General features: G+C 62.3%; 17 protein-coding genes. 13 read left to right on the top strand and 4 right to left on the bottom strand.

Translation table 11 applies throughout. The features are described 5' to 3' along the window. The first annotated feature begins 45 nt into the window (after positions 1–45). The 4 genes from QAO71_RS00480 to QAO71_RS00495 are packed head-to-tail and all read left to right on the top strand — an operon-like array spanning position 46 to position 7,816. A complete protein-coding gene (locus QAO71_RS00480) occupies positions 46–2,079 on the top strand; it encodes a TolC family outer membrane protein (RefSeq protein WP_280164999.1) in 2,034 nt (677 codons plus the stop codon). Continuing rightward, entirely contained in the window at positions 2,076–4,244 is a 2,169-nt protein-coding gene (locus tag QAO71_RS00485; RefSeq protein WP_280165000.1) for a type I secretion system permease/ATPase, read from the top strand. Before QAO71_RS00480 ends, QAO71_RS00485 begins: the two co-directional genes overlap by 4 nt. Continuing rightward, the gene (locus tag QAO71_RS00490) at positions 4,241–5,419 is read left to right on the top strand and encodes an HlyD family type I secretion periplasmic adaptor subunit (protein ID WP_280165001.1); all 1,179 of its coding nucleotides are present in this window, start codon (positions 4,241–4,243) and stop codon (positions 5,417–5,419) included. Before QAO71_RS00485 ends, QAO71_RS00490 begins: the two co-directional genes overlap by 4 nt. Before the next feature lie 54 nt (positions 5,420–5,473). Continuing rightward, positions 5,474–7,816, top strand: coding sequence for a hypothetical protein (locus QAO71_RS00495; protein ID WP_280165002.1), 2,343 nt, complete (start codon positions 5,474–5,476; stop codon positions 7,814–7,816). Between the two features lie 105 nt (positions 7,817–7,921). Here the strand turns inward: QAO71_RS00495 and QAO71_RS00500 are convergent, their stop codons facing one another. From QAO71_RS00500 to QAO71_RS00510, 3 genes are all read right to left on the bottom strand, one after another. Beyond that, complete coding sequence (locus QAO71_RS00500) at positions 7,922–8,863, bottom strand: peptidoglycan-binding domain-containing protein (RefSeq protein WP_136868521.1); 942 nt, start codon at positions 8,861–8,863, stop codon at positions 7,922–7,924. A gap of 116 nt (positions 8,864–8,979) precedes the next feature. Then, the gene (locus tag QAO71_RS00505) at positions 8,980–10,545 is read right to left on the bottom strand and encodes a PAS domain-containing methyl-accepting chemotaxis protein (RefSeq protein ID WP_280165003.1); all 1,566 of its coding nucleotides are present in this window, start codon (positions 10,543–10,545) and stop codon (positions 8,980–8,982) included. 184 nt (positions 10,546–10,729) lie between these two features. Beyond that, entirely contained in the window at positions 10,730–10,942 is a 213-nt protein-coding gene (locus QAO71_RS00510) for a Flp family type IVb pilin (protein ID WP_280165004.1), read from the bottom strand. A gap of 249 nt (positions 10,943–11,191) precedes the next feature. Here QAO71_RS00510 and cpaB point away from each other — a divergent pair, with 249 nt between their 5' ends. The 8 genes from cpaB to QAO71_RS00550 are packed head-to-tail and all read left to right on the top strand — an operon-like array spanning position 11,192 to position 18,998. Beyond that, positions 11,192–12,142, top strand: coding sequence for a Flp pilus assembly protein CpaB (gene cpaB / locus QAO71_RS00515; RefSeq protein ID WP_280165005.1), 951 nt, complete (start codon positions 11,192–11,194; stop codon positions 12,140–12,142). A gap of 20 nt (positions 12,143–12,162) precedes the next feature. Then, on the top strand, positions 12,163–13,419 hold the full coding sequence (locus tag QAO71_RS00520; RefSeq protein WP_280165006.1) for a type II and III secretion system protein family protein: 1,257 nt from the start codon (positions 12,163–12,165) through the stop codon (positions 13,417–13,419). 11 nt (positions 13,420–13,430) lie between these two features. Beyond that, the gene (locus QAO71_RS00525; protein ID WP_280165007.1) at positions 13,431–14,600 is read left to right on the top strand and encodes a pilus assembly protein; all 1,170 of its coding nucleotides are present in this window, start codon (positions 13,431–13,433) and stop codon (positions 14,598–14,600) included. Then, positions 14,597–15,859, top strand: a complete 1,263-nt coding sequence (locus QAO71_RS00530; RefSeq protein WP_036991494.1) for a CpaF family protein — start codon at positions 14,597–14,599, stop codon at positions 15,857–15,859. The genes QAO71_RS00525 and QAO71_RS00530 overlap by 4 nt, the downstream gene beginning before the upstream one ends. Further along, a complete protein-coding gene (locus tag QAO71_RS00535; RefSeq protein ID WP_280165008.1) occupies positions 15,856–16,728 on the top strand; it encodes a type II secretion system F family protein in 873 nt (290 codons plus the stop codon). The genes QAO71_RS00530 and QAO71_RS00535 overlap by 4 nt, the downstream gene beginning before the upstream one ends. After that, positions 16,725–17,603: a type II secretion system F family protein gene (locus QAO71_RS00540; RefSeq protein WP_280165009.1), complete on the top strand. Its 879-nt coding sequence runs from the start codon at positions 16,725–16,727 to the stop codon at positions 17,601–17,603. Before QAO71_RS00535 ends, QAO71_RS00540 begins: the two co-directional genes overlap by 4 nt. Further along, positions 17,600–18,715 (top strand): tetratricopeptide repeat protein, encoded by a 1,116-nt coding sequence (locus QAO71_RS00545; protein WP_280165010.1) that lies wholly within the window; start codon positions 17,600–17,602, stop codon positions 18,713–18,715. The genes QAO71_RS00540 and QAO71_RS00545 overlap by 4 nt, the downstream gene beginning before the upstream one ends. Before the next feature lies 1 nt (position 18,716). Then, positions 18,717–18,998 (top strand): DUF3613 domain-containing protein, encoded by a 282-nt coding sequence (locus tag QAO71_RS00550; protein ID WP_036991490.1) that lies wholly within the window; start codon positions 18,717–18,719, stop codon positions 18,996–18,998. Positions 18,999–19,020: 22 nt separating this feature from the next. Here QAO71_RS00550 and QAO71_RS00555 read toward each other — a convergent pair whose 3' ends face one another. Further along, a complete protein-coding gene (locus tag QAO71_RS00555) occupies positions 19,021–19,512 on the bottom strand; it encodes a prepilin peptidase (RefSeq protein WP_280165011.1) in 492 nt (163 codons plus the stop codon). 147 nt (positions 19,513–19,659) lie between these two features. Between QAO71_RS00555 and QAO71_RS00560 the strand changes: the two genes are divergently transcribed. Beyond that, positions 19,660–22,338, top strand: a complete 2,679-nt coding sequence (locus QAO71_RS00560) for an ATP-binding protein (RefSeq protein WP_280165012.1) — start codon at positions 19,660–19,662, stop codon at positions 22,336–22,338. Positions 22,339–22,431 lie beyond the last annotated feature (93 nt).

Below are 22,431 nucleotides of genomic sequence, written 5' to 3' on the forward strand. Positions count from 1 at the left end.
CGTCGTTACCGGTAACCTTGCCGGGAACAGAGTGGGGCGATAAGGATGTGGCACGCAAAATGGTCATTTACGGTCGGGTTTCTGTTATCGGCGGGCAGCGCTATCGCCGTTGCCGAAACTGATATTCAGGCAGGGCAGGCCCCGCAGTCGCGTGCACTGTCGGTGGCGGAGTTCGCCAAGCTGATGGGTGACGATACAGCCGTCAGCACGCCGGAAGCACCTGCACCTGCTCCGGTACAGACGACGCGAAACCCGACTCACCAGCAGGCTAACTCGCCCGTCAGGCAGACCGGCGAACGCCGGGTTTTTTCACTGGTGGGATTTGTCGAGAAAGCCGCTGCAGAGGGTACTGCGGGGGAAATACCGAGAGTTTCGCTGGTGGATCTGGTGGCTAACGCAGCCGAACCGACAGCAGAGGCTGCCCCTGCCCCAGTCAGTACTGAAACTACCCAGGACGAGGAAATCGTGGCGCCTATCCCGGCGCCTGCTGTTGAAACTGCGTCCGCTGCCCCTGCAGTCGTGCCAATAGTGCGCCCGGTGCCCTCAGTGGCGGTTGCCAGGCAAGCCGAGGCCGTAGAGCCGCTCGCTCCGAGCAATTCACAGCCAGTCGTCGAGCACCGCGAAATCGCAGGATCTGCAGAAACCGCTCGGCGACCAGACGAAGGGGTGCCGCCGGTGAGTCTGGCGCAGCACACCACCAATGCCAGCAATACCAGCAATGTTGACCAGGCATCGCTGGCATTGCCGCTGAGTGTGTCCGGCGATGCCCCAGCCCGGCAGGACAGCGTGTCCTTCGAGCGGCTTGATCTGACGGACTCCGATGCCAGGTCCGGCACGCTGCGGCTTGCCGATGCCGTGCGCAGCGCACTGAATGAGCATCCCGCGATTGCCGAATCGCTCAGTCGCCTCGATGCGCAACAGGAGCAGGTCAGCGTCGCGCGGGCAGGCTACTGGCCGCAGCTCAGAGGGGGCATCAATACTGGCTACCGCCACACCACGGGGCGCTCCGAAGAAGCCCTGACGCTCTCCGCGTCGCAGATGCTCTACGATTTTGGCAAAGTGTCCAGCGCCGTGGAAGCGGCTGCGAGCGGAGTGGACCGGGAAGAGGCCAGCGTGTTGCTGGCGGCAGAAGATCTGATCCGCGAAACCACCCAGGCGTTCATCGAGGCGCGGCGCTACGAGGAATTGCTGGAGCTTGCCACCGCGCAGATCGAGGCTATTGGTGAGCTGGAGGCGTTGGCGGCCAAGCGTTCGGCGCTGGGTGCCAGCTCGGTGTCCGACCAGATGCAGGCCCAGTCCCGCCGCGAGGCCGCGCGGGCCGTGCAATTGCAGATGCAGGCGCAGCGCGACCAGTGGCACAGCGCCCTGGAAAAACTGATCGGCAGCTCCCAGCGGCTGACCCTGGACGAAGCCTATCCCCAGCCGCTGGAAGGACTGTGCCCGCGCCTGCCGGAGAACTTCGACAGCGCTCCCCGGGTAGTGATAGCGGAGGCCGAACGCGCCGAGGCCGAGGCCGCGATCCGTCAGGCACGTGCGGAACAGCGCCCAACCCTGTCGTTGAATGCGGATTTCGAGCATTACCTGAACCGCAACACCGAGGGGTTGCAGCAGCTCGACGATCAGGAGTTGGTCGTCAGCCTCAATCTGACCAGCAACCTGTTTCAGGGCGGCGCCCTGCGCGCCCGCAGTCGCGCTGCGGAGCATGCGTTGCAAAGCGCCAGCGCAGCCCGGGACCGGGCGCTGCTGGAACTGTCGCGCTTCTACCGGGAAGCCCGCGACCGCTCGCGCAGCCTGACGACCAGCCTGGCGTTGCAGGATGAGCGCTACGCCAGCATCGTCAAGACCCAGGAGCTGTACCGTCATCAGTACCTGTCGCTGGGGACCCGCTCCCTGCTGGATATCCTCAACACCGAGCAGGAAATCTTCCAGACCCAGGTGGACAAGCAAAATACCCTGTTCGATCTGCGCAGCCTGCAGATCGACTGTCTCTACAGCGTTGGCGGGTTGCGGGAAACCTTCCGCGCCGGTGAGGCGCTGAATCACCGAGTATCGAGCCGCATAGCAGAGGTACGGTCATGACCGAACAATCATCATTTGCCGGTCAGCGTGCCGTTTTCGATCCCTGGATCGATGTCGTGCTGGCGGTTGCGCGTCATTACCGACTGGATTGCTCCGAAGAGAACATTCGCCTGGAGGCCGCCTGGTCAGAGGGGCGACCATTGGCGGAGGTGCTCGGCAGACTGGCGCGCCAGATTGGCCTCAGTTGCCGGGTGAGCGCATTCGACGCGAGTCAGTTGACGCCCTGGCGCCTGCCGCTGGCTGTGGAACTGGATGACGGCCAGGTGGCGGTGGTGGAAGCCATTGCCAGCGATGGTCAGCTCAGCGTGCTGCTGAGCGGCGATGCGGGTCTGCGTAGTGCGCTGCCGCGCGAGCAATTGCTGGCCCGTGGGCGGACCATGGTAGTACTGCGCCCGGCGCGGGCGGTGCCTGACGCGCGGGTCGATGACTACATCAAACCCTATCAGCCCCACTGGTTTCGCTCAATCGCTCTGGGCGACTTCAGGCCCTACGGGCATGTGATGCTGGCGTCGCTGATGGCCAACGTCCTGGCCCTGGCCGGAATCCTGTTTTCCCGCCAGGTCTATGACCGGGTCATTCCTGCCGAGTCCATGGCTACGCTCTACGTGCTGTTCGGCGGTGTGCTGGTCGCCATGGTGTTCGATTTCGTGTTGCGTTGCTCCAGAGTGCGCATCACCGACCTGGTGGGCAAGCGCGCTGACCTGATTGCTTCCGACCGGGTATTCGGCCACGCCCTGCGCATCAAGAACAGCCAGCGACCGCGCTCCACGGGCACCTTCATTTCCCAGATTCGCGAGTTGGAGCATGTGCGGGAGTTGATGACGTCAACTACGGTGACGGCCCTGGCGGACCTGCCGTTCTTCTTTCTGTTCTGTGGGATTCTCTGGTACATCGCCGGTCCGCTGGTGTGGGTGCCGGTGGCCGCATTGCTGCTGATGGTCATCCCGGGCCTGCTGATGCAGAAACCGCTGCGGCGCCTGGCCGGTGAGGCGATGCGCGAATCCTCCCTGCGCAGCGCGATGCTGGTGGAGTCGGTCCAGGGGGTGGAGGACATCAAGAGCCTGCAGGCAGAGCAGCGTTTCCAGCATCAGTGGAACCATTACAACGCGGTGACCGCCGACGTGAACCTGCGGCTGCGCTTTCTCGTCAACACCCTGGGGGTGTGGACCTACAGCCTGCAGAACGGCGTGTTTGCCTTGGTGGTGCTGTTTGGTGCGCCGCTGGTGATGGTCGGCGATCTCACAGTCGGCTCGCTGGTGGCGGCATCGATTCTGGCGTCGCGCATGATGGCGCCCATGTCGCAGATCACTCAGGTGCTGAGCAAGTGGCAGCAGGCGAAGCTGGCACTGGCCAGCCTCGACAATATCATGGAGCTGACGGTGGATGACCCGGGCGCCGAGCGCCGTATCCACCGGCCGGTCATCGCCGGTAATTTCGCCCTGCGCCAGGCGGTGTTCCAGTACGGCGAGGGGGTGCCGCCGGCCCTGCGCGTGGAGCAGTTGGATATCGCTGCCGGGGAGCGCATCGCGATCCTGGGACGCAACGGTGCGGGCAAGTCGACTCTGCTGCAGGCTCTGGCAGGCATGATCGAACCGTCTGCCGGAGAGGTTGTGGTGGATGGTGTGCGGCTGTCCCATATCGACCCGGCAGATGTGCGCCGTGACCTCAGCCTGATGGGGCAGAACGCACGGCTGTTCCACGGCTCCCTGCGCGACAACCTGTTGCTCGGCGCGCCGGACGCCAGCGACGAGGAGCTGTTGTCCGCGCTGGCGATCAGCGGCGCGGGCGAGGTGGTGAAAAAGCTGCCGGGCGGGCTCGACCACATGATTCAGGAAGGCGGGCTGGGGCTGTCCGGCGGCCAACGCCAGACGCTGCTGCTGGCACGATTACTGGTGCGCCAGCCGCGTGTGTTGCTGCTGGATGAACCCACGGCGTCGTTCGACGAGGTTGCCGAGAAACTCTTCATCCAGCGCCTCGGCCCCTGGCTGGAGGGGCGCATCCTGATCGTGGCGACCCACCGCCAGAGTATTCTCAGCCTGGTGGACCGCATCATCGTGGTCGACAACGGCCAGATACTGCGCGATGGCACCAAGCAGCAGATTCTGGGCAGGCTGGCACAAGGCGCCGTGGCGCGGCCGGAAACCATCGCACGGAGCGAGCCATGAAAACCACCCAGAACTATTACAACGACGATGTCGACGACGCCAGCATCGGTCGTGCCACGCGGATCACCTGGCTGTCGTCGCTGGCGATTGCCGCGTTGCTGCTGTGGGCCTATTTTGCCGAGGTGGTGGAAGTATCCACCGGGGATGGTCGGGTGATTCCCATCTCCCGCGAGCAGGTCATCCAGTCCCTGGAAGGCGGCATCCTGCTTGACCTGATGGTGCGTGAAGGCGACATCGTCGAGGCGGACCAGATCCTGGCCCAGATGGATCTCACCAAGACCGAGTCGAACGTGGAGGAGAGCGCCTCGCGTTACCGCGCCACCCTGGCCTCGGTGGCGCGCCTGGAGGCGGAAGCCAACGGTACGCCGCTGACATTTCCCGCCGAGCTGGACGATTACCCCGCTCTGGTCGCCAGTGAAAAACGCTTGTATCAAACCCGCCGTGAAGGCCTTAGCCAGACGCTGGCGGGGGTGAGCAAGTCCCTGGCCCTGGTGCGTGAGGAATTGAACATCACCGAATCCCTGATGGAGATCGGCGCGGCCAGCAACGTGGAAGTGCTGCGCCTGAAACGCCAGATATCCGAACTGGAACTCAAGGCGGGAGATACCCGCTCCGAATACATGATTCTGGCACGGGAGGAATTGGCCAAGGCGCGCGCCGAGGCGCAGTCGCTGGAGTCGGTGGTGCGTGGCCGCTTCGACTCCCTGACGCGCCTGACCATACGCTCGCCGGTGCGAGGCATCGTCAAGGACATAGAAATCACCACGCGTGGCGGTGTGATTCCGCCCAACGGGCGGCTGATGGAAATTGTGCCGCTGGGAGATCAGTTGCTGGTGGAAACGCGGATTTCGCCCCGCGACATCGCCTTCATCCACCCCGGTCAGGCCGCCAAGGTGAAGATCACCGCCTACGACTACACGGTATACGGCGGCCTTGATGGGCAGGTGACCCTGATCTCGCCAGACACCATTCGTGACGAGGCCAAGCCGGACAGTGTGTACTACCGGGTATTCATTCGCACCGACGGCGATGCGCTGGTGAACCAGCTTGGCACCCGCTTTCCCATCGTGCCCGGGATGGTCGCCACGGTGGATATCCGTACCGGGCAGAAAACCGTGTTCGATTACCTGATGAAGCCCATCAATTATGCGGGCGAAGCCTTGCGGGAAAGATAAGAGGCTTGCTTGTCGAAATGGTTTTACAGGCCAGAGTGGATGGTTGATAAAAGCATGAGTAACGCCCTGCCGCAGCTGCTGGAAAACATGCGGCCGGCGCTGGCGCAGGGGATCGCCGCGCTGCCGTCGCCCTGGCCGCGCCATACATTGTTCCTGTCGTTCAGCGACGGGCAGCGGCGTGCCGCCGTGGTGCATGCCAGCGGTGCGGATTTCGAGGTGCTGTGGAGCGAGATCAGCGCTGCTTGCCAACGCCTCGCCGCGCGCCGCGATATGCAGGTGTGCTGGCTGCGGGCGGACTGGGTAACCCAGGTCCAGTCGCTGGACTGGAAGACGCTGAGAGCCAGTCTCAAGGTATTCAAACGCAATTATTTCCGTTACGGCCTGGCCCTGGACGCGAATTTCCACAGGGCATTTCTCGAAGGGGAGCTCAACGGCAACGCGATGCTGTACGGCGGCAGTCAGGTGAGCCACGCGCTGCTCAACGAGAAGAATTTCAAGTTGTATGCGGGTCGACGCTTCCCCGGCCTGGTGCCGGATTTTGCCGACGACGCGCCGGTGTATATGCTGACCACCGAAGGGCTGTTCTGCGACCCCGACACCGCGCCCCTGGCGCTCCACGCCACCGGCTATGATGCCGGCCGGCGTGTGGTTGATTGCGATGCCGACACCGTGCGCGGGCTGATCGAACGGGGCGGCAGTTACCTGGCTTCCCAGGTCAGGGAGGACGGACGCTTCCATTACGGTTGGCATCCCTGCTTCGACCGCCCGATCAACGCCTACAACACGCTGCGCCACGCCAGCACGCTGTACTCCATGCTCGAGGCCTGGGAAATCACCCGCGAACCGGCCCTGGCGCAGGCTATAGAAAGAGGGCTCGGCTATCTGTGCTCGCACTTGATCCAGCGCGCAGTGCTGCCGACGGGTGAGCGTGCAGCCTTTCTGCTGGATGTGGGCAATGAAATCAAGCTGGGCGGCAACGCCGTGTGCCTGCTGGCGCTGGTCAAATACAGCGAGCTGTTCGGCGGCGAGCAGCATCTGCCGCTGCTGGAAGAACTGGCGCTGGGCATCTGTCACATGCAGGACCCGAATACCGGGCAATTCGTGCATGTGCTGAATTACCCCGCACTTGATGTGAAAGCAGCGTTCCGCATCATCTATTACGATGGCGAAGCAGCCTTCGGCCTGATGCGCCTGTACCGCCTGACCGGCGATGAACGCTGGCTGGCCATGGTGGAAAAGGCCTTCGACAGCTTCATTGCGCGGGAGCATTGGAAGGCTCACGATCACTGGCTGGGTTACTGCGTCAACGAGCTGACCCTTTACCGTCCGGAGGAACGCTATTTCCGCTTCGGCATTCGCAACATCGCCGACCATCTCGATTTCGTGCAGAAGCGGATCACCACCTTTCCAACGCTACTTGAGCTGATGATGGCGGCGCAGCGCATGCTCGAACGCCTTGCCCAAAGCCCGGAGCATCGCCATCTGCTGGGCGAGATCGATCCAGACAAGTTCGACCGGGCGCTGCATTTTCGCGCCGCTTACCTGATGAACGGCCATTTCTGGCCGGAATACGCGATGTACTTTCGCAATCCGGCAAGAATACTCGGCAGTTTTTTTATTCGTCATCAGGCGTTTCGCGTGCGTATCGACGATGTCGAGCATTATCTGTCTGGATACGCCGCTTATTTCCACCACCTGAAGTCCGGAGCCGTTGCAATGACCAAGATGATCCCCGCCATTGACTTCGCCCGCCAAGGTGATGAGCTACCTTTTGCTGAGGTGCTATGCGCGAGACTGGCGGATTTCCGGGTGGATGTATCGAGCCTGCGCGAGCACTTCGAAAGAACCAGGGCAACGGTTGCCCCCATGCCTTACAGGGACAACCGTGTCGATTACCTAGGCTGGGCCGTTACCAGTCGTGACGGTTCGGTGGACGATGGCGTTCGCCGCATCTCCTCCGCCAAGGGCGCGGGCAAGGTAGTGGACGGCAAGGGCAACCGGCGCGGCGTGACGCGCACCGAGATCTGCACCGGTTATCTGGCTGAGGTGATGGACGATCTCGAGGCCACGGCAGTTGCCCCCTATCGGGCGCGCTTCATGCAACTCGAAAGCGAGGGCGAGGAGATGCCTTTTCATACCGACGCGTCGCGGGAGGCCTGGCGCCTGCATATTCCTCTGGTGACGAATCCGGATGCGCTGTTCCAGTGGCGGCTGCCCGATGGTCGGATCGAAAGCGTCCATCTACCAGCGGACGGTTCTGCCTGGCTGGTACGGGTGGATGTGCTGCACCGCGCAATCAACCCCGCGGGTGGTGCGCAGCCCAGAGTTCATCTGCTGATGGGAGTGGGCAAGATACCGTCACGGGAACTGCTGGTTGACCCACTAAAGGTCGAGTAATGAGCCGCGCCCTTCTACGCCTGCAGCACCGGCCGCGTCGCGCCACCCGGTTGTCGAGCGGGTGCTCGACAACCCATCACCCCAGACTTCGCTGAATCAACTGTTTCAGCGCACGCCGAGCAGCTCGAGACTCTCGTAGGTTACCGCGCCGACGGCGAGGCCATTGTCAGCCTGATAGTCCGATAGCGCGGCAATGGTGCGCTGGCCCAGGTGGCTGTCAATGTTGCCGAGGCTGTAGCCTCTGGAACTGAGCGCAGCTTGCAGTTTGCTGATCAGCGCAGGTTGCAGGTCCGAATCGCACACCGCGCGTCTGAGCACGATCTGCGGCTCGCCCTGGTACTTGGTGATATTCACGGTGCGGGTCACTGCTGGCTCGGTGCGCTGCTCGACTTTTTCCGGGTTCACTGTTTCGACAACCGCAACCGTGGCCAGCTGAGGCTCGGTGGTTACTTCAACCACCCGCGCGGGCTGGTCCACCACCCAGCGAGTCACGGTCTCGTACACCGCCGGCTCAGTGATCACCCGGGTAGTCTCGGGCTCGACCAATACGTTGACCTGGACAGTCTCTTCCCTGGCGGGGATCTCCTTCGCACAGAAGGCCATCGCGCCGCTATTGCCGTAACGCGTACCAGCGGCCTGACAGGGCTCAAGCACGGTCTTGGCTTGCTCCACTGTAAGCACTGCTTCACGTGCTTCGTACACGGCGGGGACTACCACAGAGCGCTGTGTCTCGGGTTTGACCTGGATCTGCTCCGTTACCTCCTTGAAGGTGGCGGGCATTACGCGATAGGTTTTCACACCCTCGCGGGTCACTACCTGCTGCAGCCCTTCGCGCAGGTGTGCCGGGGTGACAGAGTACCGGACACTGGGCTCCTGCAACACGACTTCCACGTCTTCGTGCAGGGGGCGCGGCTTGATGGGCGCGTTGACCCAGCACTGGCCGGCGGTGATGACGGCGGTCTGATCCGGCTGCTCGGCGGCAACTTGCGCCGCCAGACTAAAGGATGCGGCGATAAACAACGGGGGCAGCCAAAGAAAAGAGCGCATTCTCACTATCCTGAGTCACATTTATCCAAGCGTTCAATGGTATTGGCTCGACCTGTAAACCACAAGGCGAAAAGCCGAGCCGGAACATAATGCTGTGCGGCTGAACCCTGTTACCGTTAGCGGTTGAAGCGTTCCACCAGCGTATGCAATGCCTGGGCGGTGGTTTCCATGTCCCTGCCGGTCTGAGCTGAGCGTTGCGCCAGTTCGGCGTTCTGGTCGGAGACGCTGGCGATGTTGGTAATCTGCCGTGAGATATCCTCGGCAACGTCAGCCTGCTGGTTGGAGGCCGCTGCCATCTGCTCACCCATGACATGGATCTGGGCGATGGCCTGGGTGATGCCATCCAGCGCCTCTTGGGTTTCCACCACCTGCTGTACTCCGGTCTGGGCTTCCTGGCTGCCCTGGAGGGCGATCTCTACCGCTTCGGTGGCGACTTGTTGCAGAGAGCCAATGATGCGCTGGATCTGCTCGGTGGATACCTGGGTCTTGCCGGCCAGCGCGCGGACTTCATCGGCGACTACCGCAAAACCACGGCCCTGATCCCCGGCGCGTGCCGCCTCGATAGCAGCATTGAGAGCCAACAGGTTGGTCTGTTCGGCGATGGCGCGGATCATGTCGGCGGCCGTCTGGATCGACTGGGCTTCCGCCGCGAGGCTGTTCACTGAATGACTGATATTGCTTACCGTATCAGCCAGCCGCTCGATGACCTGGCGGGTTTTCTGCGCCTGCTGCGAACCGGTCTGACTGAGGCCGTTGACCTGCTGGGCGGCGCTGGCGGTGTCCTGGATATGGCGGGTCACTTCGGTGATCGACACCGCCATCTGGTTCATCGCGGTAGCTGCCATGTCGGCCTCATCACGCTGCTTGCGCAGTGCCTGGGCGGATTGCTCGGCCAACTGCCCGCTGGTGGACGCCAGCTCCGAGGTGCGGATGGCGAAATCATTGAGGCGGCTCAGCGCAGTGCGGATACGCGCCTGTTCGCTGATCATGGCCAATTGCAGGCGGGCAATCGGGGCCGGGGCATCACTGTAGGTCAGGGCGATCAGCTCGCTGTCGAAGCTGTCGCCGGCGGTGGCGTGCAGGCTGCTGAAGGTACGCCGCTGGCGGTGCAGGGCGAGTGCCTGCAGGCCGAACAGCAGCAGCGCACTGGTGCCGAGGCTGAGCCAGTACTGGCCATTGTGCAGAGCCACTGCGGCAATGCCGGTGGCGACCAGTGGCGGGGCCAGCTGGGTTGCCAGGTTGACCAGTGACTGCCCGGCAGCCGGCTGGCGCTGACCATTGCGCATGCGTTGGTACAGCGCTGCGGCGCGGCGCACCTGCTCCGGCTCCGGCTTGACTCGCACCGATTCGTAACCGGTGATCTTGCCATTCTCCAGAATCGGCGTGACGTAGGCATTGACCCAGTAATAGTCACCGTTATGGCAGCGGTTCTTGATGATGCCCATCCAGCTCTTGCCGCTTTTCAGGTACGACCACATATGCGCGAACACTGCCTCGGGCATATCCGGGTGGCGGACGATATTGTGCGGGCTGCCGATCAACTGCTCACGGTCAAAACCACTGACCGCAACGAACTCGTCATTGCAGTAGGCGATCACGCCCTTGGCATTGGTGGCGGAGATTAACCGCTGGCTGGCGGGGAAGGTGATTTCATGTTGGGTGATGGGCTGGTTGTTTTTCACCGAGCGACCTCTGAATATCCGTTTCGTATGGGTGGCCCGTCGGGCTGCGGCCCATCGGTACCTATGACGCGGCAAACCGATCAGCAGGCGGAAGGAGGGAAGCAATATAGACGATGTTGGCACTGTGGCCAGTGCCAACATGCAGGGCTTCCGGTTAACCGGGAGTATTGAGTTTAAACTTTATTCAGCCACCGCCAGTACTACCGCCAACTTTTTTCAACTCCGCTGCAATGTTATTGAAAACGGCGGTTATATCAGTACCAACCAGCGTGACAGCTGTAATAATCGCCACCGCAATCAAACCCGCAATCAACGCATACTCAATCGCCGAAGCCCCATCCTCACGCTTGATAAAAGAGCGCAGTGATTCCATCAACATAATCAACTTGGTGTTCATTGTTTACGTCCTTACCGGTGCCCGGTGCAGGTAGTTATCCACAGTCATGCGGACAGGGAGGTACATGTAGCGCAAGCCTAGCGGCTAATGCCGCAAAAGTAATTATGCAATTAGTACTAGCACTATATGGCAATAGGATATCGCGCTGCTGTCTGACTAGAATCCATGCTCATAAGTGCCCGGCTTTTGCCGGGTCGAGTAGGTTGGGCCAGCTGATTTCCTGCCATGGCTACCAAGGAGCGTGCCGCAATGAACAGTCGTGTAACCATGGTATTGGCGGGCTTGCTGCTGGTCGGAGCGGTCATCGCGGGGTATTGGGGGCTGTCATTGAGCCGCCAGCCGCAGGTGGTCGAGGCGGTTGCGGAGCCAGCACCTGCGGTTGCCGCGCCGAGCGTCGAACTGCCCAGCCTGCCGGCGCGTGAGCAAGAGGAGCGGGTGCCGGTGGTGGTGCTGGCGCAGGCGGTGGCGGCGATGAGTGAGATCAGTGCCGAGGATCTGTTGATCGAGGAGCTACGCGTGGCCCCGCCGGGCAGCTTTACCGAGAGCGAGCCGCTGCTGGGGCGGGTGGTGTGGCGCGATCTGCCGGCCGGCACCGTACTGAATGAATCGAGCTTCGAAACCGGCGGTCCACTGGCGCGGATGATCCGCCCGGAAGAGCGGGCGCTGGCCATCCAGGTGGATGAGGTGATCAGTGGCGGCGGGCATATCCAGCCCGGTGACTACGTGGATGTGCTGCTGTTCCTGCGTGATGACGAGCGCAATAGTGATCGCACCGTGCAGGTGGTGGTGCCGGCACTGCGGGTGCTGAGCGTGGGTAGCGCGCTGGGGGCGGATCGCACTGGCGAGCCGCTGATGGCACCGGCATCTGCCGAGGAGCAGGACAGCCGTGCCAACCGCCGGGTTGAGCAGGCGCGCACGGCGGTGTTGGCGCTGCCGGCGGCACTGACCACCCGCTTCATGCTGGCCAGCGAGGTCGGCAAGCTGCGTCTGGCGGTGCGCAGTATCGACGAGAAGCTGCTGGCCGGATACCAGGCCGGCACGGCGCTGGAAGACCAGGTCGAAGAACTGAACCGCCAACTATTCCAATTCGAGAAGCTGGCCCTGCGCCAGGTCAAGCGTCCGCAGCCGGGGCTGGCACCGGCGCGTCCGGCCGGGATTCCGGTCTATCACGGTAGCGATGTTTCCCGCCAATACCCCTGAGCGAGTCAAGGATGCAGACCATGCTGATCAAGAATCCCCAACGTATTTTGCTCGCCCTGGGCGCGCTGGTTACCGGGCTGGCCAGCCCGCTGGCGCTGGCTCAGGCGGCCACTGGCTGCGCCGCTCTGGCGCAGTGGCCAAGTACGCTGGAAGTACGCCAGGGCCAGCACCAGCAGTTGCAGTTGCCGGTGCCGGTGACGCGCATTGCGGTGGGCAACCCGGAGGTGGGGGAGGCCAGGTTGCTGAACCGCGACAGCGTGCTGCTGCTGGGCAAGGGACCGGGGGTCACTACCGTCAGCCTGTGGACGCGCTGCGCCAGCACGCCGCAGCAGAGCATGCTGTTTGTCGAGGGGGAAGCCACCGCAGCACTGGCCCGACCGCTGCTGGCCGATAGCGCGGAGGCACCGCTGCCCAGCCAGGTACAGACCGATATCCGCTTTGTCGAGGTCAACCGCACCAAGCTCAAGGAAGTGGGGATTCGGATTTTCGGTACTGCGTCGAACAACTTTCTGTTTGGCTCGCCGGGTAGCAGTCTGGTGGAAAGTGTGCCGGTGGGAGGGGTCAGCGGGGTGACGCCGGGGGCGCAGGTGCCGCTGTCGGGGGATGGATTCAATATTGTCTGGGGTGGTGGCAGCAGCAAATTTCTCGGCGCGCTGAACGCGTTGGAGAACAGCGGCTTTGCCTACACTCTATCGCGCCCCAGCCTGGTGGCGCTGAGCGGCCAGAGCGCCAGTTTCCTGGCCGGGGGCGAATTTCCGGTGCCGATCCCCAGCAGTGGCAGCGATTCACTGTCGATCGAATACAAGGAATACGGCATCCGCCTGAACCTGACGCCCACGGTGATTGATCGCAACCGCATTCATCTGAAAGTAGCGCCGGAGGTCAGCGAGCTGGATTACAACGCGGGTGTGGTGATTGCCGGCATCCAGGTGCCGGCGCTGAATATACGGCGTACCGATACCAGCATCTCATTGGCCGATGGCGAGAGCTTTGTCATCAGTGGCCTGATCAACAGCAGCAGCCGCTCGGCAGTGGATAAGCTGCCGGGCCTGGGGGATATCCCGATCCTGGGAGCCTTCTTCCGCAACTCCGGCATGCAGCGCGAGGATAAGGAACTGTTGATGATCGTTACCCCACGGCTGGTCAACCCGCTGGCGGCGGATGCGCAGCTACCGGCGCTACCGGGCGAGCAGCTGCGTAACTATGACCCCTCGGTGCTGGAAATGCTGCTGTTCGAGAACGGCGATTTCGACCGTAACAATGGCCTTTCCTGGTGAGGAGCGCTGCAATGACACAGACCTTTCTGGCTTGCACCGAGCTGGAGGCTGATCTCTCCTGGCTGCAGACCGCCCTGGCACCCATGGGACAGGTGCTTCGCACCAGCCAGAGCCTGGACGAGCTATTCGGACTGATCGATGCCACGGGTGCCACGCTGGTGTTCGTCGGTGTGGATCGGGAGAACCTGTCGGCCCAGTGCGCGCTGATAGAAAGCCTGCTGGAGGCCCGGCCGCTGTTGGCGGTGATGGTCCTCGGCGATGGCTTCGACAATGATCTGGTAATCGCATCCATGCGTGCCGGAGCGCGGGACTTTGTTACCCAGGGCTTGCGCGGCAGTGAGGTGCTGGGTCTGGTGCGGCGTATCACCGAGCGCCTGCCGGCGCTGCCGGCACGCAAGCAACAGGGCAACCTGACCTTGCTATTCGGCAACCAACCAGATGCCGATGCGGGATTGATTGCGGCACACATGGCGCTGACCATGCAAAAAAGCGGTCAGCGAACCCTGCTGGTGGATCTGGGTGTGCCGGTTGGCGAAAGTCTGGATGTATTGGCGCTTGAGCCCAGCTTTGTCTTCTCCGACGCGGTACGCAATCTGCGGCGGATCGACCGCAGCCTGATCGATAGTGCCTTTGTCGAACATGACAGTGGGCTGCGGGTCTTGCCGTCGGGCGGCACGGATGGACAGATCAGCCTGTACAGCTCATCGGAACTGTTTCTGCTGACCGCCGCATTGCGGCAGAACTTCGACCAGGTTCTGGTCAATCTGACGGGCCAGCCGGATAGCGAGGTACTGCGTAATTTCCTGGGGCAGGCCAACCAGTTGTGCTGGTATGTCGACCCGAGTGTGTCCTGCTGTCGCCGCAATCTGGATCTGCTGCTCAAGTGGCGTAACGATGGAGTCAAGCTGGACCACGCCCGATTGCTGATCGACCGTCACTTCAGCAACGTGGCTCCGGACGCCAAGGCCCTTGGCCGGACCTTCGAGATGCCGGTGCTGGCAGCGCTGCCGGCCAGCGCCGAGCTGCGCTTGAAGGCCCGCAATCAACGCATCAACCTGTTTCAGCTGGCGCCGCGCGATCCGCTTACCCGCTCCCTTGGCGAACTGGTCGCGCAGCTGACACCCGACGCCAACGCGCCCGCGCCGGGCCTGGTGCAGCGCCTCGTCGGATTGGTCAAATGAACAGTCAAATGCACACCGGTCTCGGGCCGGGGGTAGCGGAGCTGAAGGCGCAGCTGCACCGCTTTATCATCGATGAGCTGGAAGACGAAGCAGACAATTTGCTGGACGGTCCCCGACAGGCGCTGGTGCGGTTCGTCGCCGCCAAGGTGGCGGACTACACCCGCCGTTCCCAGTTCGCCGTGTCCCGCTATGAAGCAGACCGGCTGACCGAGGAACTGGTGGATGAACTGGTTGGTTTCGGGCCTCTGGAAATACTGCTGCGCGATCGGACGGTCACCGAAATCCTGGTCAATGGACCGCAGCGGATCTTCGTCGAGCGCAATGGCGTGCTGCACCATAGCGACCTGCGCTTTATGGATGATCACCATCTGCTGCGAGTCATCCAGCGCATTCTGGCCCCGCTGGGCCGGCGCCTGGATGAGTCCTCGCCCATGGTGGATGCGCGCATGCCCGATGGCAGCCGGGTCAATGCCATCATCCCCCCTGTTGCCCTGGACGGGCCCTGTCTGTCGGTGCGCAAATTCTCCCGCGACATGCTGAAAAGCACCGATATGCTGGCCTCACGCTCGCTGGACCAGGCGATTCTCGATTTCTTCCAACTGATGGTGAAAAAGCGCTGCAACGTGCTGGTCAGTGGCGGTACCGGGACCGGCAAGACCACTCTGCTGAACATGCTCAGTCAGATGATCAGTCCGCGTGAGCGGATCGTCACCATCGAAGATACCGCTGAGCTGCAGCTCAAGCACGACCACGTGGTACGCCTGGAAACCCGCCCGCCGAATGCCGATGGGCACGGCGAAGTGACGGCGCGGGAGTTGGTGCGCAACGCCCTGCGGATGCGCCCGGACCGCATCGTGCTGGGGGAGATTCGCGGTATCGAGGTGCTGGATGTGCTGACGGCGATGAACACCGGCCACGATGGTTCGATGACTACAGTGCACGCCAACAATGCCCAGGACGCGCTGCTGCGCCTCGAAACTCTGGTAGGTCTGTCGGGTATCCAGGTGCATGACCGCACCCTGCGCCAGACCATCTGCTCGGCAATCGACGTGGTGGTGCAGCTGACCCGCACCAGTGATGGCCGGCGCTGCGTGGCCGAGGTGCTCGAAGTGGTCAGCCTGCGCGACTCCCAATATGTGACCAACACGCTGTTTCGTCTGGAGCAGGGCATACATGGTGGTTTTGTCCGCGAAGCCCTGAATCCGGCCGGGGAGAAACTGCGCCCCGATATCAGCCAGCCAGGAATGCCAAGGCGATGAATATCGCGCTGTTGCTCTGTCTGCTCATGCTATTGGGCGCTGTGCTGCTGCTGCGCCGCAGTCTGCGCGAGGCGCGCTCGGAGCAATTGGTCGAACGTCTGGCCGAGCCGCAGACGGCGCCCCAGCGGATGAAGCTGAGCCGGTTGCAACGTGACCTGCTGCGGTCCGGTTTGCATATGCCGTCGTGGCTGGCGGTGTTGGTCTTGATGGTCTGGGTGTTGGCGATTCTGCTCGCCTTAATGGCTGGCGGCTGGTTGATGCTGCTGATCGTTCTGCTGCTGCCGCCCGTGCTGTTGCGGTTGTACATGGTATGGCAATACAACCGGCGCCTGCAGCGAATGATCAGCCAGATGCCGCAGTTTCTCGATCACGTGATACGCAGCCTGAAGTCGGGCAGAACCCTGGGTGATGGCATGTTGCTGAGCATGGAGAACTGCCAGGAACCCTTGCACGGCGCCATGGCCCGCACGCGCAGTGCGGTGCAGCGCGGCATGCCGCTGGCCGAGGCGACGGAAGAGTTTGCCGAACTGTTCGAGCGGGAGGAATTTCACATTCTGGCCATGGGCGTGGCGGTAAACCAGCGCTATGGCGGTAATGCCAGCGAACTGCTGGGCAACCTCATCGGTATGATCCGCGACCGCGACCGGGCGGCCCGTCAGCTGCGGGCGCTTACCGGCGAGACGCGGATCAGTGCCTTGGTCCTCGGCGGGCTGCCGGTGGCCATGGGCGGGTACATCTTTCTCAGTAACCCGCAGATGCTGCTGAACATGTGGGAGCAATCCGGCGGGCGGCTGGTGCTGATGGTGGCGCTGTTGATGCAGGTGATTGGCTGCTACCTGCTGTGGCGCATGATGAGGAGCATTGGATGAATCCGCTTTGGCTCAGTGCATTATTGCTATTGCTGGCTGGCGGTTTGCTGCTGTTTTTCGGCGTGCGCGAGCACCTGGCGGAGCGGCAGATGATGGCCCGCCTGGGAGCCCATCGGGGCGGCTCGGCGCTGGGGCACGTGGGCGAGCGCAAGTGGGCCGCGCGCCTGGGCAAATCCGACCCCGAGACCCTGGTCCTGCTGGCTCGACTGGGATGGCGCAGCAGCCGGCGGCGCGCCCTGTTCTTCGCCATCCAGCTCGCTCTGCCGGTGGGTCTGACACTGCTGACACTGTTGTTGCAATCGCGGCTGGATGAGCCGCCAGCGATGCCCTGGCTGGCCCTGTTCATCGCTTTTGCGATTGGCTATCTGATTCCCAAGCGGGTGCTGGCAGCGCAGGTACGCCAGCGCCAGGAGCGTCTGGCGCAGGAAGTGTCGCTGATGATTCCCATGCTGCGCATGCTGTTCGAAGTGGGCATGACTGTGGAGCAGGCATTGCGCGTGCTGGCCCAAGAAGGTGCGGAAATTCTGCCGGAGATGGCGGTGGAGTTGCGCCAGGTTCTGGGTCGAGTGGATGCCGGCCTGGAACTGGGACAGGAGCTGCGGCAGGTAGCATTCCTGATGCAGGTGGACGACATGACCGACTGCTTCGCCATTCTCGAGCAGTTGATCTATCAGGGCGGTGGCGCCATGGCGTCACTGTTGTCGTTGAAGGAGCTACTGGACGATCGGCGCATGACCACCTTGCAGGAACGGGTTTCCAAGATGTCGGCAAAGATGTCCGTGGTGATGATGCTGTTTCTGTTCCCGGCGCTGCTGATCGTCTTGGCGGGGCCGGGCTTCGTGGCAATTATTCAGGCGTTGGGGGATATGGGATGAAGCGAGTCACTGCGATGCTGCTACTGGCTGGAAGCCTGGCCGGGTGCGCCAGTAACTCGGTGAGCGAATCACCCTGGCTGGTGCAAAAGGACGCGAGCGCGCCCAGGAGCTGTGAGCCCCTGACCGCTGATCAGGAACTGGTGCTGGGGCTATCCCAGGAAATGGCCAGTGCCGGGCGCCGGCATGCGGCGCTGGCCAACCTTGAGCGATTGCCCAGTGACGTGCCCCAGGTGCGCCTGAGCAAGGCCCGTCTGCTGCGCGTGCTGGGCCATGGCAATGAGGCTGAAACACTGTACGGCAGCTTGCTGAACAGCTGTCTGATGGCGGATGCCAACCATGGGCTTGGGCAGATCGAGGCCGCTCGGGGCCGTTACACCGAGGCTCAGGGCTACTTGCGTAACGCTGCCAGCCTGTCGCCAGCCAATGAATCGATCCGCAATGATCTGGGCGTGGTGTACATGAACCAGCGGCGGTTGTCCGAGGCACGCTTCGAGCTGCTCACCGCCATGGAGCTGAACGAGAATTCCAGGCGCGCGCCACAGAACTTGCTGGCTTTGCTGATCTACCAGGGCGACTGGCAGGGCGCTCGGGAGCTGGTCAGCGCCAAGGGACTGAGCAGTGATGATTTCAAGCGTGCCGAGCAGCGTGCCCAGGACATGCGTAGCAAAGAGACCAGTGCGCCGACGCCAGCGGTGGCCGTACAGCCATTGGCTACTCCGGAGCCGGCGGGAACTGCGGCGGCGGTGGCTTCACTGGCAGCGCCGGCAGCCGCGCCTGTGCGCTCAGCCGCCAGAGCGCCTGCCGCTGTGCCCGCGACGACTCGAGTCCCGGTCGCTGCCCCGGCTCCTGCGCCAACGCCGGTCACTGCGCGAGCCCCGGTTCCGGTTCGTGATGTCGCTGCAGCTTCGGCACGGTCGGTGACGCCGATACCGTTGTCGGTTGCCGCTCGCGCCTGGGCCTTGGAAGAAGCTGCTCCGCTCGATGGCGCTGCGCGCCAGATTCGCAGCGGAGAGCAGAAGCCCTCCGCTAGCGCCCGCCCCCTGGTATGCCGATCAACGGGCGCGAGTACGCCCGGGTTGGCGGTCATGGAGTGCCTACCCGATGAAGAATGAGATGACTATGTATACCCGGATACTGGCTGGTCTGGCGCTGGCGGTTACTTCCTGCACCCTGGTCGCCGGCGATGCTGCGCCGCCGTTGGTGGCGGAGCGTCCCGAGACGCAGACCGAGATGTGGCTGCAAGTGCAGCGCGAAGGCAACGCCGCCGCCCGTCAGCGCGTACAGACGGCGACCCCTGCAGAACGTGAACTGAGCATGCAACGCCTGCTGGACAGCTACAGCCATCCGATACCGGAATATTTCGGTGAGGACGACGGTGGTAGCTTCGAGCGCTGATCAGGGCTCAGCGCCGCTGCAGTCAGTGCAGCCAGAGGATGCTCGCCAGTAGACCGCAGAAGAGGAACGGCGCATAGGGAAGGCGGTTGCGGTTGGCCGGATCCATCATGGCCAGATGGTCTTGGCTGGAGGGTGGCAATCGCCGCCAGATGATCGGGCCGCCAAGCGCCCATGCCAGCATGGCGACTGACGCACCGGCGATTGTCCCCAGGACGTGAAGAGGGCTACTGGCCAATGCCAGTGCCGCGAGCAGTTTGACATCGCCGGCGCCCATTCTGCCACCGATATAGCCCGGCAGGCTGAGCAACAGGGCCAACAGCAGGCCGAGCATGACGGTGCCGGACGTAACACCGGTGAGGCTGTGTCCGGTCCATACCAGAAAGGCTACGGCCACGGCGCCGCAACCGAGCGTCAATACGTTACTGATGCGGCGTTGCCGGGCGTCCTGTATCGCGCAGCACATACCCCAGATGAGCAGGCTGGCTGGGGCCAGGCAGGTAATGGAGGGTTCCACAGTCTTGATCCATTGCATTGTTCTTGGTCAGCCATGATAGCAGCTTAGCCAAGCCGCTCTGGTAAGCGGAATACAGGGCGTCTACTCATGTATTGTGACCGGGCTGTTTTCCCTGCAACCTGCGAATTTGGCACAGGAGTATGAAGTATGAACTGGTTCCGGTCCCTCGATAAACAAACTCGGTTTCCCGACCAGGTTGCGGTTGCGGATGTGGTGCAGGGCAAGGGCTATTACCTTCAGTTGGATCACCAGGGCTGGATCCTGGACGCCAGTGCCGAGCTGCGCCGATTGTTTCCTGACGAGGTGCCTTCAGGTGTTCCCCTGAGCACTTATCTGGCTCAACCATCCGCTGAGATATATGGCCCACCGGATACCTGGCCTGCGCAGCTGTCCTCCATCGTGCTGCATGGTCGCCGGGGGCAGCTGCTGTATTTCCAGGGTGGCCTTCTGCCCCAAGGCGATGGCTGGTTGCTGTTTCTGCTGGATAACACTGCAATGGTGCTGCGTCTGCAGCTGGAGGAGCGCCGACGCCAGATACTTGATTACTCAGTGCACCAGGCTTTGCGGATGCGCGAAGCAGAGCCCGAGCGAATGCAGGGCCTGACGGTGGAATGGCTGGAAGGGCTGCGCTTGCGCTTGCAGATTCCGTGGCTTGGGCTGCTGTTGCCAGGCCCTCGCGGCTGGTCATTGTATGCCCATGCCAGCTTGCCGGATGCGCCGCCGTTCTCCTGGCACTCCACCGATCTGCACCAGTTGCTGCTGGATACCGACAAATCGGTGCCACAGACCTGGCACTGCCGCGTAAGTCACGAGTCGGCCTGGTTGGTGCCCTATCGGGAGCATGATGGTGTGCGGGTGTGGCTGGTGGTGGCGGGCGTCGATAGCCAGCGTCAGGCGCCTTTCTTCAGCGAGGCCGATTGGGTCGGTATGTTGATGTTGTTCGCGGCACCCTTGAGTTCCGGGGTGCGCTATCTGCAGGTGCAACAGAGCCTGCGGCGCAATAGCGTGCTGCAGCGGGTGATGGATATTGGCTGGTGGGAGTACGACTCTGATACCCAACGGGTCAGCATGGCGCCGAACCTCGCCGATACCATGGGCTTAGAATTGAGCGCAGAGGGTGATCTCGGTCTGGAGGAGTCGCTGGTGATATTCGACCCGGTTGATCGGGAGCAGGTCCTCGACCGCCTGCGGGAACTGCTAATGAGAGGGGAAGGCGCCAGTGAATCGATCTGCCTGCAGGTTCGGGATGGCCGCCATTGGTACCGGCTGAGTGGGGAGGTGGTGGGCCGTAAGACTCCGAAGGTGGTCGGCTATATCATGGACATCAGCGACCTGCGGCGACAGGAAGCCCAGACCGCAGCCGCCCGGGCCCGCCTGGAGGGGCTGCTGGATAACGCGCCGGCGGTGGTCTTCGTTCAGAGCTATATCGATGGGGCGCTGGCCTTCGAGTTCTGCAGTGCCAGTTTGTATCAGCTGCTGGGCTGGACGCTGAGCGACTGGCAACACAACAGCTTTTCCAGCTTTCTGCATCCGGAAGATCGCCAGCTCTACTACGAGCGCACCAAGGCGCTGCTGCAGACAGGCTATACCAGCAGCCGTTATCGAGTGCGCGATTGTCATGGTGCCTTTCACTGGGTGCTGGATGAAGCCAAGCTGCTACGCGATGAGCGGGGAATGCCGACTGAAGTGGTGGGGCTGCTGATGGACGTGACGGAAGCGACCGAAGCCTCGGAATCGGTACGCAAGAGTGAAGAGCGTTATCGAATTCTGGTTGAGGACTCTCCCGCCATTATCTGTCGCTATCTGCCCGACCTGACGCTTACCTTTGCCAATAAACCCATGGTTGCGGCCCTCGGGTTAGAGGGTACGCGGTCCGGACTGACCAATCTGGGGCAGTTTCTTGCTCCGCAAGACCGTGAAGAGGTCTTGCGATGGATGGCCAGAATGACGCCGAATACGCCGGTGGGCAACCGCGAACTCCTGCTGCACCTGCCGGGTAATCGCCGGGCCTGGTGGGTCTGGACGGCGCGAGGGATGTTTGACGACAGTGGCCAACTGATTGAGGTGCAAGCGGTCGGTCGTGACGATACCGAAATACATGATGCCCGTGAGCAACTGTATCAGGGCGCAAAAATGGCCACGTTGGGCGAAATGGCCACGGGGCTGGCGCATGAAATGAACCAGCCACTGACGGTCATGCGTATGGCGCTGACCAATCTGGTCAAGCGCCTGGCCAAGGATGATCTGAGTACCGACTATCTACAGGAAAAGCTGACGAGATTGGAGAGCCAGGTCAGCCGGGCATCGCGGATCGTCGATCATGTGCGTATTTTTGGTCGCCGCTCGGAGAGCCGGGGGGTTCTGTTCGATCCATGCAAAGCCGTGGTGGAGTCCGTTGCGTTGACCAGTGAGGGCATGGAACAGAAGGGCATCGAGCTGAAGATGGAGCTATTACCGGTGTCCGAGGTCACCGGGCACCATGATCGGCTGGAGCAGGTTCTGATCAACCTGCTGTTGAATGCCCAATATGCTGTCAGCCAGCGTGCGGCCCGGGAACCGGAGCATAAGCCCTGGGTCAAAATTTGTTGTTGGGAGACAAAAGGCAGAGTCTCCATCACGGTTGAAGATAATGGCGATGGTATAGGTCCAGGCCAGCTGACCCGGATATTTGAACCTTTCGTCACGACTAAACCGGTAGGTGAAGGAACTGGTCTGGGACTCTCTGTCAGCTACGGCATCATTACCCAGATGGGAGGCGAGCTGAGTGTCGAAAATCATCATCAGGGCGCGCGGTTCTTGATAACCCTGCCAATAGGACAGACCTGATGCGCTGCAGCTTGAAACCTGAGGCTGTTCGCAGGGTGGTCACTTTACAAAGCGATACTGCGGGATCTGCTTGAGAACCACTGTGCCTGCAAG

It is taken from the genome of Halopseudomonas sp. SMJS2 (assembly GCF_029866945.1).
GTDB classification, from domain to species: domain Bacteria; phylum Pseudomonadota; class Gammaproteobacteria; order Pseudomonadales; family Pseudomonadaceae; genus Halopseudomonas; species Halopseudomonas bauzanensis.